This window comes from Rugamonas violacea, assembly GCF_016461825.1.
In the GTDB taxonomy this organism is placed as follows: Bacteria; Pseudomonadota; Gammaproteobacteria; order Burkholderiales; family Burkholderiaceae_D; genus Rugamonas.
Genome location: NZ_JAEMNU010000169.1, coordinates 1 through 13,218 on the forward strand (window position 1 = coordinate 1; position 13,218 = coordinate 13,218).

General features: G+C 66.1%; 15 protein-coding genes and 1 riboswitch. Of the genes, 9 read left to right on the forward strand and 6 right to left on the reverse strand.

The window, feature by feature from the left end; translation table 11 throughout:
- Positions 1 to 109: 109 nt before the first annotated feature.
- The 6 genes from H7U20_RS29765 to glyA form a co-directional block, all read right to left on the reverse strand.
- Positions 110 to 2,284, reverse strand: coding sequence for a pilus assembly protein (locus H7U20_RS29765; RefSeq protein ID WP_233411189.1), 2,175 nt, complete (start codon positions 2,282 to 2,284; stop codon positions 110 to 112).
- 101 nt (positions 2,285 to 2,385) lie between these two features.
- A complete protein-coding gene (locus tag H7U20_RS29770; RefSeq protein WP_199762756.1) occupies positions 2,386 to 2,982 on the reverse strand; it encodes a pilus assembly PilX family protein in 597 nt (198 codons plus the stop codon).
- A gap of 1 nt (position 2,983) precedes the next feature.
- On the reverse strand, positions 2,984 to 3,958 hold the full coding sequence (locus H7U20_RS29775) for a PilW family protein (RefSeq protein ID WP_370593298.1): 975 nt from the start codon (positions 3,956 to 3,958) through the stop codon (positions 2,984 to 2,986).
- Positions 3,955 to 4,521 carry a type IV pilus modification protein PilV gene (pilV, locus tag H7U20_RS29780; protein ID WP_199762757.1) on the reverse strand — a complete coding sequence of 189 codons (567 nt, stop codon included), beginning with the start codon at positions 4,519 to 4,521 and terminating at the stop codon, positions 3,955 to 3,957. The genes H7U20_RS29775 and pilV overlap by 4 nt, the downstream gene beginning before the upstream one ends.
- A 140-nt stretch (positions 4,522 to 4,661) precedes the next feature.
- On the reverse strand, positions 4,662 to 5,132 hold the full coding sequence (gene nrdR, locus H7U20_RS29785; RefSeq protein ID WP_093388331.1) for a transcriptional regulator NrdR: 471 nt from the start codon (positions 5,130 to 5,132) through the stop codon (positions 4,662 to 4,664).
- Positions 5,133 to 5,213: 81 nt separating this feature from the next.
- The gene (gene glyA / locus H7U20_RS29790; protein ID WP_199762758.1) at positions 5,214 to 6,461 is read right to left on the reverse strand and encodes a serine hydroxymethyltransferase; all 1,248 of its coding nucleotides are present in this window, start codon (positions 6,459 to 6,461) and stop codon (positions 5,214 to 5,216) included.
- Between the two features lie 98 nt (positions 6,462 to 6,559).
- Positions 6,560 to 6,686: riboswitch (ZMP/ZTP riboswitch) on the reverse strand.
- 32 nt (positions 6,687 to 6,718) lie between these two features.
- Here glyA and H7U20_RS29795 point away from each other — a divergent pair.
- From H7U20_RS29795 to pal, 9 genes are all read left to right on the forward strand, one after another.
- Positions 6,719 to 6,928, forward strand: a complete 210-nt coding sequence (locus H7U20_RS29795; RefSeq protein ID WP_199762759.1) for a hypothetical protein — start codon at positions 6,719 to 6,721, stop codon at positions 6,926 to 6,928.
- A gap of 336 nt (positions 6,929 to 7,264) precedes the next feature.
- Entirely contained in the window at positions 7,265 to 7,585 is a 321-nt protein-coding gene (locus tag H7U20_RS29800; RefSeq protein ID WP_199762760.1) for a hypothetical protein, read from the forward strand.
- Between the two features lie 105 nt (positions 7,586 to 7,690).
- Positions 7,691 to 8,437 (forward strand): SDR family oxidoreductase, encoded by a 747-nt coding sequence (locus H7U20_RS29805; RefSeq protein WP_199762761.1) that lies wholly within the window; start codon positions 7,691 to 7,693, stop codon positions 8,435 to 8,437.
- Positions 8,438 to 8,759: 322 nt separating this feature from the next.
- Positions 8,760 to 9,167: a tol-pal system-associated acyl-CoA thioesterase gene (ybgC, locus tag H7U20_RS29810; RefSeq protein ID WP_199762762.1), complete on the forward strand. Its 408-nt coding sequence runs from the start codon at positions 8,760 to 8,762 to the stop codon at positions 9,165 to 9,167.
- A 39-nt stretch (positions 9,168 to 9,206) separates the two neighbouring features.
- Positions 9,207 to 9,896, forward strand: a complete 690-nt coding sequence (gene tolQ / locus H7U20_RS29815; RefSeq protein WP_199762763.1) for a protein TolQ — start codon at positions 9,207 to 9,209, stop codon at positions 9,894 to 9,896.
- A gap of 15 nt (positions 9,897 to 9,911) precedes the next feature.
- Positions 9,912 to 10,349, forward strand: a complete 438-nt coding sequence (locus H7U20_RS29820; RefSeq protein ID WP_093390942.1) for an ExbD/TolR family protein — start codon at positions 9,912 to 9,914, stop codon at positions 10,347 to 10,349.
- Between the two features lie 22 nt (positions 10,350 to 10,371).
- Positions 10,372 to 11,319, forward strand: coding sequence for a cell envelope integrity protein TolA (gene tolA, locus H7U20_RS29825; protein WP_199762764.1), 948 nt, complete (start codon positions 10,372 to 10,374; stop codon positions 11,317 to 11,319).
- 8 nt (positions 11,320 to 11,327) lie between these two features.
- Positions 11,328 to 12,596, forward strand: a complete 1,269-nt coding sequence (tolB, locus tag H7U20_RS29830) for a Tol-Pal system beta propeller repeat protein TolB (RefSeq protein ID WP_370593299.1) — start codon at positions 11,328 to 11,330, stop codon at positions 12,594 to 12,596.
- A gap of 30 nt (positions 12,597 to 12,626) precedes the next feature.
- Entirely contained in the window at positions 12,627 to 13,154 is a 528-nt protein-coding gene (gene pal, locus H7U20_RS29835) for a peptidoglycan-associated lipoprotein Pal (protein ID WP_199762766.1), read from the forward strand.
- Positions 13,155 to 13,218: the final 64 nt, after the last annotated feature.

Here is a 13,218-nt window from a genome sequence, read left to right on the forward strand (position 1 = left end):
GACATGCGGGGTATAGATTCCCGCCTGCGCGGCGGTCCGCCGATGCGGAATGACGGTTTTTCGAGGTGCCCTTAATATGGTTGCGTCCTTGTTTGAAAACGCTTGCCGCTCACGGCCGCGTCGCGTCGTGCAGTTCGCGCCAGTTCGCCACCTCGCGCCAGCTCAGGCGGCCGGCCGGCGCGCTCAGGCTGACGCTGCCGGCCTGCGCCAACGGCGTGGCCGGGTCGGCGCGAAAGCGGACGATGGCGACGCTCTTGCGCTGCGCGACCTGTCCGCCGGCGGTACGCGCGCCGTTGACCACGGCCGTTTGCCGCAGCAAGGGCGCGGCGGGCGCATAGTCCGGCTGCGGCCGGCCAGTGGCGGCGGCGACGCCGTCGAGCACGTCGAGCGCGTAGCTGCGCGAGAGCGCGGCGGCGCAGGGATCGCGCGACGGCAGCAAGGTGTCGAAAAACAGGCTGCCGCCGGCCAGCACCGCGCCGAGCAGACTGCGCTCGCCCGTCCCGGCCGATTGCGGAAAATCGATGTACCAGCCCTTGCTGTCGGGCGCCAGCGGCGCGCCGGCGAACGCATAATCGCCACCCGCGCCGTTGCCGTTGCCGTTGCCGCCGCCGCCGCTGCCGTTGCCGGCGGCGGCCGGCAGTGCGATGGCCACGCGCTGGGTCAAGTCGCGGCGGCCGGCGACCACCTCGGCCGGCTGCGCCAGCTTGTCGACGATGGCGTACCAGGACTGCTGGGCATAGCGAGACGGCAGGCGGTCGGCCTGCTCGATGAGCCGGCCGGTGCCGAACAGCACCAGGTAGCCGCCGCCGCTGGCGAAAGCCAGCCTGGGCTGCTGGCTGATCGGCTGGCGCTCGCCGGCGGCGTCGCGCGCGACGAATAGCGGCGTGCGGCCGGCGCCGGGGCCGACCGCGCCGCTCCATGGCGCGCCGGCGGAAAAATCGAAGCGCCACAGATTGCCCTGCAGATCGCCGGCATAGGCGTAGCGCAGCGCGCCGTCGGCGTCGGCCGCCAGCGCGGGCGGCCCTAGCGCGTTGGCCAACGCGGGGTCGGCGACCGGCGTGTTCAGCCGGTAGTAATTGACGTTGCGCCGCCACGGCGTGCCGCGCGGCTTGTCCAGCGCCAGCAGGAACAGGGCGCCCTCGCCCGCCGCCGTGCGGTGGCCGTCGTCGGCGTAGTTGTTGAGGCCGCTGGCGACCACGGCGAAGTGGCGCAACTCGGCCACGCCCTGCACCGTCCGCACGCGCAGCCTGGCGATCTGCGGCACACCGACCACGTTGCCCATCGCCGGGTCGTCAGCGTCGCCGAACTCCCACAGCAAAGTGTCCGCCCCCAGCCTCTCGGGATCGCTGACATCCAGCGCGAACACGCCTTGACCGCCGCCGCCCAAACCCGACACCAGCACGCTCTTCCACCGGCCGGCCAGCAGCGCCTCGCCGGCCGCCGCCGGCCCGTCCACATAGGCGCGGTGAACATACCGCGGACTGCTCAGCTGGTTCAGCGCGGCGAACACGGCCTGCGGCACGTAGGCGTACAACTCGACGCCGTCGGCCGCGTCGAAAGCGTGCAGCATGCCGTCGTTGGCGCCGAGGTAGAGCACGCCACGGCGCGCCAGGCTGCGACTATGGAACGCGGCATAATCGGCGCCGCCCACCCCGGCCGACGCGGCGCCGACATACACCGGCGTGGCGTGCACCGAATCGCCCAGCACGCTGCCGCGCCGCCGGAACACGCCGCCCTCCAGTGTTCTGTCGCCGCGCAGAAAGGCCAGCCGCTGTTCACCGAGGCCATCGCTGCGTTGCGTTGCTGCGACCTCCGCAGTGGCGGCCGGCGCGGCGGGTGCGGCGCCCGCCGATGCCGCCAGGTTCAGCGAGCCGGCTTGATTCAGCGCAGGCGCCTGGTTCAACGCCGCGCGTTGCGCCGAGGACAGCGCGGCCCATTCGAAAGGAACGGAATCGAGCGTGCCGTCAGATCGCGCGATGGCGGTGTGGATGTTGCGCCGCGCCGGCTCCGGCCGCGCCAACCGGCCCGGCGCGCCCGTGAGGATCTCGCCCGCATCCCATTTCGGCGCGCCGGCCGCCGCGCCGCCGGCATCCAAGGTCAAACCGTAACGCAAGACGTGCCCGCTCCAGTCGCTCGGCTGGAGATCGGCTTGGAAGATGTCGCCACCGACCAAGGCCGGCGCCACCGCCGCGCCGTGCATGGGCGCCTGCGCGGCGGCGCCGGCGAGCGCGCAGCCGGCCGTCAACGGCTCGGCGGAGATCGCCAGCAACGGCGGTGCGGCCAAGCCATAACTCGGCGCCAACGCCGGCCACAGCACTGCCACACGCCAAGCAGCGCAACGCCTGCGGGCCAACCAGCATCTACACGCTGTCATATCCGTTCCCCTCAGTCCAGCTTGCGATACACGCTTTGCAGCACCACCTCGGTGCCCAGGCGCGCGCCGAAGCCGATCGCCGTCACGCGGTAGACATAGGCCGGCGCCGCCCCCGCCTCCTCGCCCGGCCGGTGATAAGGCAAACGCTCGATCACATAGCGCGGCCGCTTGAACGGCAGCGCGCCCTCGCCGGTGCGCATGCCGGCGCCGGTGAAGCTGCCGTACTCGACCGAGCGCGCCCCGGCCGCGTCGCCGGCCAGATCGACGCGCTGCCAGGCCGGCGCCGCCGCGTCCGCCGCGTTTGCGCACAGGCCCAGATTGTCGCCCCGACCGTCGCCGCAGCCGTCGTCGAAGCCGAGCGCGCTGCCGGCCAGGAACAACACGCTGCGCGCAGTGAACAGACCGCTTTCGATATCTCGTTCCGCATCCATCAAGCCCTCCTCCGCCGCCTCAAATGCGATCTGCCGATCGCGATCCCCGCGCGCCGCTTTCTCCCCCTGCAAGGCCAGCCGCGCCGCCGACGCGCCCACCAACACCACGGCGATCAGCATCAGCACCGTGACCAGCAAGGCGACGCCGCGCTGCCGCCCCCAACGCGCCGGCCGCATGCTAACCGCTCCCGTTGCGCAGGAACACCGTGGTGGAGAACTGCTGCCGCGCGCGCTGGCGCAGCGCGGGCGCCAGATCCGCCTCGTTCACGCGCACCCCGCTGTCGCCGCCATGGGCGTCGCTGTAATCGCGCCCGAACAGCTCGTAACTGGCGAGCGGCGCCTGCGGCCGCGAACCGATGTCGCCGTGCAGCAGCAAACCGATCTTGATGCTGCGCACCCGCTTCCACCAGGTCTTGCGCAGCTTGTCACGCGCCCGCTCGGCGGCGTTGGCGCCAAGCAGCGCCAGCGCGTCGTCCAGCGCCGCCAGCGCCGTCGCGTTGACATAGACGTTGGGTGCGCCGTCGGCCGGCGTGTCGGTGTCGATGCCGTACAGCACTTGGAACGAGTCGACGCCGCGCACGATGGCGTCGGCGCCCCAGCCGTTGGCGCTGCGGTATTTGCAGCGCAGTTCGGCCTCGCCGTCCGTGCCGAGGGCGACATAGAAGATGCTCCAGCCAGGCGGCGCCGGCGACGCGGGCGCGGCGACGCCGGCGACGCCGAAACCGGCGCAGTTGAGCACCGAGCCGTCGCCGTTGCCGCCCGCACCCGAGCCGCCGTAGCGCAAAGCCAATACATCGCTGCCGTTGACCGCGCCGGGCAGCGGCGCCTCGACGCCGTCGCCGCCCCGGCTCAGGCTGCGCGCGTCGAGTCCGGCCACGCCGGCCCCGACCTCGGCGCCGAACAACAGCGGCGCCGTCGCGCCGTCCCAGTTGACGTAGCCGGCCTGGCGCACCGCCTGGCCGGCGATGTCGAGCGCGTAGCGGCCGCCGTCGTTCAGCCGCATGCTCTCGCTGTGGTGCAGGTAGTCGCCGTTGGCGCCCACCAACAAGGCGCTGGCCACCAACACCACCACCATGCCGATCAACAACGACACCATGATCTCCACCAGCGTCAGCCCGTCCTGGCGCCGCGCCAAGAAACGCGGCGCGCTCACGGCGCCACTCCCACCGCCAGCGCCACGCCGGGCGCGAACTGGCCGCCCGCGTCGCGCTGCGCACTGCCGTCGGGATTCTTGTGTTGCCAGCCGACCTTGACCACCAGCGGCGCGTCGGCGCCGCCGTCGCACTGCCAGCGCAGCCGGCCGCCCTGCCAGACGGCACGGTCGCGGCAGACCACGGCGCGGCCGCCGGGCAAGCCCTGGCTCACCAGCCACTTCAATTGATAGAGGTCGAACCAGGCCAGCTCGGCGCTGTCGCAGCGGGCGCCGGCGCCGAAACACAAGGCCGCCGGCGGCGCCGGACTCGGCTCGGCCAGCGCGTCGTAGCGCAGGGAAAGATAGGGATTGCTGCCGTCGGGCAAACGCATCTGCGCCGGATTGGCGCGCATCTGTTCGGCCAGGCCGGCGGCCAATTGCATCGCCCGCGACAACAGCGCCGACTGGTGGCGCGTGCGCAGCGCCGTCAACTGCATGGCGGCGCCACCGAGCACGCCGAGCGCCAGCAACAAAATGGCGACCAGCACTTCAAGCATGGCGAAACCGGCGGCGCGAGCGCGCATCACACACCTCCACATCTCAGCAGGAACTGAGAACGACCTTAACAGTGTGCGACGGTGGGGATATGCGGTGTGTCAAGCGCGCGCGGGGCGCAGCGACAGGGTGGTGGGAGGATGGCGAGTTAACTGCGGCCGAGGCCGCTTCAGGGCTTGCGCGGCTTGCGCTCTTGCCCGACCTCGGCGATGGCGTCCTGAAACTCGGCCAAGTCCTCGAAATTTTTGTAGACGGAGGCGAAGCGGATGTAGGCGACGTTGTCGAGCCGCTTGAGCTCCTGCATCACCAGCTCGCCGATATAGCCGGAATCGACCTCGCGCTTGCCGCTGGTGAGCAATTTTTCTTCGATCGACTGGATCGCCGTGTCGACAGAGGCGGCCGCAACGGGCCGCTTGCGCAAGGCCAGCATCAAACTGCCGCGCAACTTGGCCGCGGCGTACTCGGTACGGCTGCCGTTCTTTTTGACCACGAAGGGCATCACAAGTTCGATCCGCTCGTAGGTGGTAAATCGTTTATCACATTTGCCGCAACGCCGGCGCCGGCGAATGGCGTCGCCCTCCTCCGATACGCGGGTATCGAGGACCTGGGTTTCTTCATGCTGACAGAACGGACATTTCATGGTGGCGGGTACTACGTGCATTAAACATCTGAAACAGGCGCCGGCCGTGGCCGGCGCCCTACTACCGGACTAACGCAATGCTTAGGCGGCGTAGACCGGGTACTTGTCGGCCAGCACCTTGACAGCCGCTTTGACGCGCTCGATGGTGGCGGCGTCGTGCGGATTGTCCAGCACATCGGCGATCAGATTGCCCACTTCCTCCGCTTCCGCTTCCTTGAAACCGCGCGTCGTCATCGCCGGGCTGCCCAGGCGGATGCCCGAGGTGACGAATGGTTTTTGCGGATCGTTCGGAATGCCGTTCTTGTTGGTGGTGATGTGGGCCGAACCCAGAATCGCTTCGGCTTCCTTGCCGGTCAAATTCTTGGCGCGCAGATCGACCAGCATCACGTGCGACTCGGTGCCGCCGGAAACAATGCGCAGGCCGCGCTTGATCAGGGTCTTGGCCAGCACGTCGGCATTGATCACCACTTGTTGCTGGTAAGCCTTGAATTCAGGCTGCAGCGCTTCCTTGAAGGCGACGGCCTTGCCGGCGATCACATGCATCAGCGGACCGCCCTGGATGCCGGGGAAGATCGCCGAGTTGATGACCTTCTCGAACTCGGCCTTCATCAGGATGATGCCGCCGCGCGGACCGCGCAGCGATTTGTGCGTGGTCGAGGTGACGAAGTCGGCGTGCGGCACCGGGTTCGGGTACAGGCCGGCGGCGATCAGGCCGGCGTAGTGGGCCATGTCGACCATGAAGTAGGCGCCGACGGCCTTGGCCACGGCGGCGAAGCGCTCGAAGTCGATCTTTTTCGAGAACGCCGAGGCGCCGGCGATGATCAGTTTCGGCTTGTGTTCCTTGGCCAGCGCTTCCATGGCGACGTAGTCGATGTCTTCCGCTTCGGTCAGGCCGTAGGAAACCACATTGAACCACTTGCCGGACATGTTCAGCGGCATGCCGTGGGTCAGGTGACCGCCTTCGGCCAGCGACATGCCCATGATGGTGTCGCCCGGTTTCAACACGGCGAAGAAGACGCCCTGGTTGGCTTGCGAGCCCGAGTTCGGCTGCACGTTGGCCGCTTCCGCGCCGAACAGTTGCTTGACACGGTCGATCGCCAGTTGCTCGACGACGTCGACGTACTCGCAGCCGCCGTAATAGCGTTTGCCCGGGTAGCCTTCGGCGTACTTGTTGGTCAGTTGCGAGCCCTGCGCTTCCATCACGGCCGGCGAGGTGTAGTTCTCCGACGCGATCAGCTCGATGTGATCGTGCTGGCGGGTGTTTTCTTTCTGGATGGCGCCGAACAATTCCGGGTCAACGTTGGCGAGGGTGTGATCTTTTGCGAACATAAAAAAACTCCAAGTGAGATGAATAACTTGTTGCAGGCAGGTTGGATCGAATGAGGGAAGCCGATAGCGGAAAGGCAGCCTCTTCGTGCAATTCCATCGGTGGCTGCCCAGGCGAACGGCTATTGAAATCTCACGTTCCCCGGTGGATGTCCACCTTTCGCCGAGCGCCGGCCCCCGCACCAAAATGGGGAGCCGCTCGGCTTTTCGCCAGTTACGTGAGACGTAATGGAAGCCAAATTGTAAGGTAAGTGCTTGTTTTGAGCAAGGAAATGGCCGGTCGGCCGCTGCCCGCCCGGCCTTGGCCGGCGGCGGCCATCGCGCGGCAAGCCACCGCCGGCATTTACTCCGCCGGCGCCATATTCTCCGTTCCCATCGCGCCAAACAGAGCGCTGCACGGCGCATTGAATAAGCACTTTAACGCGGACGGATTAACCGCGATAAATCAGAAGCAATATATTCATATCTGATATTATTTCCATGGGGAAATAAATTCCATGATAGAATTTCCCCAATGCAACCAAATACACCGATGGCGATGTCCGCAGACCGCATGGATGCTGACTTGGCGGCCAAATGCAAGCCTGGCTGCCCACCGACTAGCCAAATGGATATCGAAGCGTGATTAAAACACATTGCGAATATATTTATTGCAACAAGATAATCAACAAGGCAACTCGGCGAATATGATTGCAACATGCCATTAATACAAAACAAACAATGGATTCTATTTTATCCAACAAGCGAAACCGGCATTTCAACCAAAAGGATATAGTTTGCAGCGCTCCCCGTTCCTACACGCCGCCTTGGCACTGACCCTGCTCGCCGCCACCGCAACCGGCGCGGCACAGACGGTTGCCACCGGCAGCGCAGCCCACCTCGACCGCAAACAAGTCAATATTGACCAGCGGGCCGCCGCGCAACAACTGCGGCCGGACATCACCCTGGCGCAGGCCGATGCGCCGACGGCAACGTCGCGCCAACGCGAAGCCGGCGCGCCGACCGCCCCCTCGGCAGCGGCGCCGACCGCCCAGCGGCAGCCCTCCGCCTGGCTGATCCTGTTGCTCGGCGCCATAGTCATCGTCCTGCGCTTTGCCTCCCGCAGCCGCGTCCGGCCCTTCGAATAAGCCAGCGGCGCGCCGCGTCGGCCGAGCAAAAAGTAATCCCCCTGCCCGCATGCCGCTTTCGATTACAATTTTGTGCAACCTTCCACCCACGCACAAGGAAACACCATGATCGTCTTCATCACGGGCGCCAGCGCCGGCTTCGGCGCCGCCATGGCCCGCACCTTCGTCGGCCACGGCCACCGCGTCGTCATCAGCGGCCGCCGCGCCGACCGCCTGCAAACGCTGGCCGCCGAACTGGGCGAGGCGGCCCACGCCGTCGAGCTCGACGTCACCGACAAGGCGGCCATCCGCGCCGCCCTCGACGCCCTGCCGGCCGAGTGGCGCGACATCGACGTGCTGATCAACAACGCCGGGCTGGCGCTGGGCACCGCGCCCGCCCACGAAGCCTCGCTGGAAGACTGGGACACCATGATCGCCACCAACTGCGGCGGCCTGGTGGCGATGACCCGCGCCCTGCTGCCGGCCATGGTGGCGCGCGGCTCGGGCACCGTGATCAACCTGGGTTCGACCGCCGGCAGCTACCCCTACCCGGGCGGCAACGTCTACGGCGCCACCAAGGCCTTCGTCGAGCAGTTCACGCTGAACCTGCGCGCCGACCTGGTCGGCACCGGCGTGCGCGCCACCAACCTGGCGCCCGGCCTGTGCGGCGGCACCGAGTTCTCCAACGTCCGCTTCAAGGGCAACGACGAGGCCGCCGCCAAGGTCTACGAGGGCACCACCCCGCTGACCGCCGAGGACATCGCCAACACCGCCTACTGGATCGCCACGCTGCCGCCCCACATCAACATCAACAACATCGAGATCATGCCGACCTGCCAGGGCTTCTCGCCGTTCACCATCAAGCGCGCCTAGGCGCCGCCGCGACAACGCGAACCGGCCGCCATCGCGCCGGCAAACAACGCCAAACAACGCGAACCGCCGCCAAGCTCATTCCAGGCGGCGCTTGGCGCCGGCGCCGGCAGACATTTCAGAAATGAAGCAAAACGTAAGCGGTTGTTACAGGGCTTGGCAATTTGCCGACGATCAGCTTTACTGCTCGGGCTACAACTTTAAGCGCCATTCATGAAGAAACCTCGGAATTTTCGGCACTTGCAGGAATTTAGCCGTCGAATCTTCATCGATTATGACAAACTGGCGTAAAATGTTGCTCAATCTCACTAGTAGTGAATAAAACATGTCTGCAGAGTTCACCTGGAATGTCCGTGTCTACTATGAAGACACCGACGCCGGCGGTATTGTCTATTATGCAAATTACCTGAAATTCTTCGAACGCGCCCGCACCGAATGGCTGCGCGCGATCGACGTCGGCCAGCACGCCTTGCTGCGGGAGCACGACGCCATGTTTGTGGTCAAAAACGTCAACGCCGACTATCACGCGCCAGCCCGGCTCGACGATGTACTAAAATTAACCCTGAAAATCGAAAAACTGGGTCGCGCCTCCATCCTGTTCGTGCAACAAGCCTGGTGCGGCGACGTCTTGCTCAACACCGCGCGCGTCAAAGTCGGTTGCGTCGACTCGGCGCTGCGCCCGCGCGCGGTTCCCCCTGCGGTGGCGGCCAAGATGGTCGACGTCGTCGCCTGATCCGGCCCCCACACCATAAGCACACCTGACTGATATCCCATGAACGTCACCCAAGACCTGTCCTTCCTGTCCCTCATCACCAACGCCCACCTGATCGTGCAATTGATCATGGCGCTGCTGCTCGGCATTTCGCTGACCAGCTGGACCTATATCTTCCGCAAGATGTTCGCGGTGCGCGCGGCGCGCCGCCAGACCATCGAGTTCGAAAAGAATTTCTGGGCCGGCGGCAACCTGCACGCGCTGCACCAGAGCGCCGGCAAGGACCGCGCCCACAACGGCGCGCTGGCCCGCATCTTCGAGGCCGGCATGGGTGAGTTCATCAAGGGCAAGGCCTCCTACGGCAGCCGCGACGCGCTCGACGTCGGCGCCGTGCTCGACGGCGCCCGCCGCGCCATGCGCGCCGCCTTCCAGCGCGAAATGGACGTGCTCGAATCGCACCTGGCCTTCCTCGCCTCGGTCGGCTCGGTGTCGCCCTACATCGGCCTGCTCGGCACCGTCTGGGGCATCATGAACGCCTTCCGCGGCCTGGCCAACGTGCAGCAAGCCACCCTGGCCGCCGTCGCGCCGGGCATCGCCGAAGCGCTGATCGCCACCGCCATCGGCCTGTTCGCCGCCATCCCGGCCGTGGTCGCCTACAACCGCTTCGCCCACGACATCGACCGCCTGGCGATCCGTTTCGAGAGCTTCGTCGAAGAGTTCTCCAACATCCTGCAACGGCAGTCGCGTTAATAAGGCAGCGAGATCATGGCATCCTCCTTCTCCAGCAGCATGCGCGGCGGTCGCGGCCGCAAGTTCAAGTCCGAGATCAACGTCGTGCCCTACATCGACGTGATGCTGGTGCTGCTCATCATCTTCATGGTCATGCCCTCGTCCAACAACCCGAGCGTGGTCGACCTGCCCAACGCCGAGAAAACCACCCGTCCGCCCGACGACTACATCCAGATCGTGCTCAAGCCGAACGGCGCGCTGTCGATCGGCGTGCAGGGCAAGGAGCAGGAGGCGCCGGAGACGGCGCCCAACCGCGACGCCCTGCTGCGCAAGCTGCGCGTGCTGCACGAAGGCCATCCCGAATACCCGGTGCTGATCGCCGGCGACAAGGAAAGCAAGTACGACGACGTGATCCAGTTGATCTCCGAGTCGAAAAAGATGGGCATCAACCGGGTTGGCCTGGCCACCAAGTAAGGCGATAGAACCAGTGCAGACGATGAATCCCGCGACCTCAGGCGGCCCCTACAAGGTGCCGCGCGAACACGACGGCTGGCGCGCCATTGCGCTGGCCTCGGCCATGCACGCCGGTCTGGTGTTCTTCCTGTGGGTCGGCGTGCATTGGCAGAGCAACCAGCCGGTCGCCGTCGAGGCCGAGGTGTGGGACATGAAGGTGCAAAGCGCCGCCCCGCCGCCGGCGCCGGCGCCCGAGGCGCAGCCGGAACCCGAGCCGGAACCGACCCCGGCCGTCAAACCGCCGCCTGTCGCGCCGCCGGTGGCAACACCGCCGACGCCGAAGGAGCCGGACATCGCGCTTGAACGCCAGAAGGCCAAGCTGAAGGCGATCAAGGAAAAGCAGGAAGAACTGAAACAGGAGCGCCTGAAGCAGGAGGCCGAGGACAAGCTGGCCAAGCACAAGGCCAAGGAGCTGGCCGACAAGAAGGCCGCCGAGCAAAAGCTCAAGGATGAAAAGCTGAAGAAGGAACAGGCCGAAAAGGACAAGAAGGAGCAAGCCGAGAAGGACAAGAAGGCGGCCGACAAGCTGGCCAAGACCAAGTCCGACAAGGCCTCCGAGAAGGTCGCCGAGAAACTGCGCGCCGCCGAAATGAGCCGCCTGACCGGCGCGGTCGGCGCCGGCACCAGCGGCACGGCGGCCAAGTCGACCGGCCCGCGTTCGGACGGCAGCTACGAGGCGGCCATCCGTGGCAAGATCAAGGGCAACCTGGTCTACAGCGGCAGCGACGACTCGCTGGGCGCGACCTTCAAGATCACCCAGTTGCCCACCGGCGAGGTCATCTCGGTACGCAAGACGAAGAGCAGCGGCGTGGCCGCTTATGATAGTGCGATTGAAAATGCGATCTTCAAATCATCCCCGTTGCCCAAGAAGAAGGACGGCACGGTCGAACGTGAATTTGACGCCGTCTTTAACATGAAGGATTTGCATTAATGGCTACCATGAACAAACTGAACCACTACATCATCTACGCCGGCCTGGCGATCGCCGCCGGCGGCGCCCAGGCGCAGATGCGCATCGAGATCTCCGGCGTCGGCAGCAACCAGATCCCCGTCGCCGTCGCCGCCTTCGCCGACGAGTCGATGGCGCCGGCGCAGATCTCGGCCATCATCAAGGCCGACCTGGAGCGCAGCGGCGCCTTCAAGATCATCGACGCCGGCACCATCGGCGACGTCAACAACATCGACTACGGCGCCTGGAAATCGCGCGGCGCCGACGCCCTGGTGGTCGGCAGCGTGCAGGCGCTGGCCGACGGCCGCTACGACGTGCGCTACAAGCTGCTCGACACCATCAAGGCCGGCAAGCTGTCCCAGCTCGACCAATCGCTGGCGCCGCAATTCACCCGCCTGTCGGCCCACCGCATCGCCGACGACATCTACCTCAAGCTGACCGGCGTGCGCGGCGCCTTCTCGACCCGCATCGCCTACGTCACCCAGGAAGGCCGCAGCTACCGCCTGGAAGTGGCCGACGCCGACGGCGAAGGCGTGCAAGTGGCGCTGCGCTCGAACGAGCCGATCATCTCGCCGTCCTGGTCGCCGGACGGCACCAAGGTCGCCTACGTCTCCTTCGAGCAGAAAAAGCCGGTGGTCTACGTGCAGAACCTGATCACCCGCGCCCGCACCGTGGTGGCCAACGAGAAGGGCTCGAACTCGGCGCCGTCGTGGTCGCCCGACGGCGCCAAGCTGGCCGTCGCCCTGTCCAAGGACGGCCACACCCAGGTCTACACCGTCAACGCCGACGGCAGCGGCCTGCGCCGCGCCAGCAACAGCAACGGCATCGACACCGAGCCGCAATGGTCGGCCGACGGTCAGAGCATCTACTTCACCAGCGACCGCAGCGGCGGCCCGCAGATCTACCGCATGAACGCCGGCGGCGGCGACGCCAAGCGCGTCACCTTCGGCGGCAGCTACAACATCAGCCCGCGCATCAGCTCGGACGGCAAGACCCTGGCCTTCATTTCGCGCCGCGACGGCGGCGCCTTCCAATTGTTCGCGCTCGACCTGGCCAGCGGCCAGGAGCAGCGCCTGTCCGACACCACCAGCGACGAGTCGCCCAGTTTTTCGCCCAACGGCAAGTACATCCTGTACGCCACCGAGTCGGGCCGCCGCAAATCGCTGGCCGTGGTGTCGGTCGATGGCCGCGTCAAGCAACGTCTGACCACTCAGGCGGGCAATATCAAGGAGCCCACCTGGGGTCCTTTCATGCAGTAACATTTTTCGTTCACAACCAGGAGAGTCAACATGCGTAAAGTAAGCAGCTTAGCCTTCATCATCACCACCGCAGCCGTCCTGTCGGCTTGCAGCACCCCAGTCAAACTGGCCGAGCCGGCACCAGTGGTCGAGCGCGCGCCGGAAAAAGCCGCCCCGGTGGCCGACACCCGCACCGTCGCCCCGGTCGAAACCAAATCGATCGATCCGCTCGACGATCCAAAAGGCGTGCTGGCCAACCGCAGCGTCTACTTCGACTTCGACAAATACGTCGTGCGTGAAGACGGCAAGCCAGTGGTCGAGAACCACTCGCAATACCTGGGCAAAAACAAGGCCCGCTCGATCCTGATCCAAGGCAACACCGACGAACGCGGCGGCGCCGAATACAACCTGGCCCTGGGCCAGAAACGCGCCGAAGCCGTGCGCAAGGCGATGACCACCCTGGGCGTGCCGGAATCGCAAGTCGAAGCCGTCTCGCTGGGCAAAGAAAAGCCAAAAGCCACCGGCAGCAACGAAGAAGCATGGGCGCAAAACCGTCGCGCCGACATCGTCTACAAGTAATTTGATCTTCCCACTTGCCGGCTCACAGGCATAATACGGGGCGACGCGCGGATCAGACCGCGCG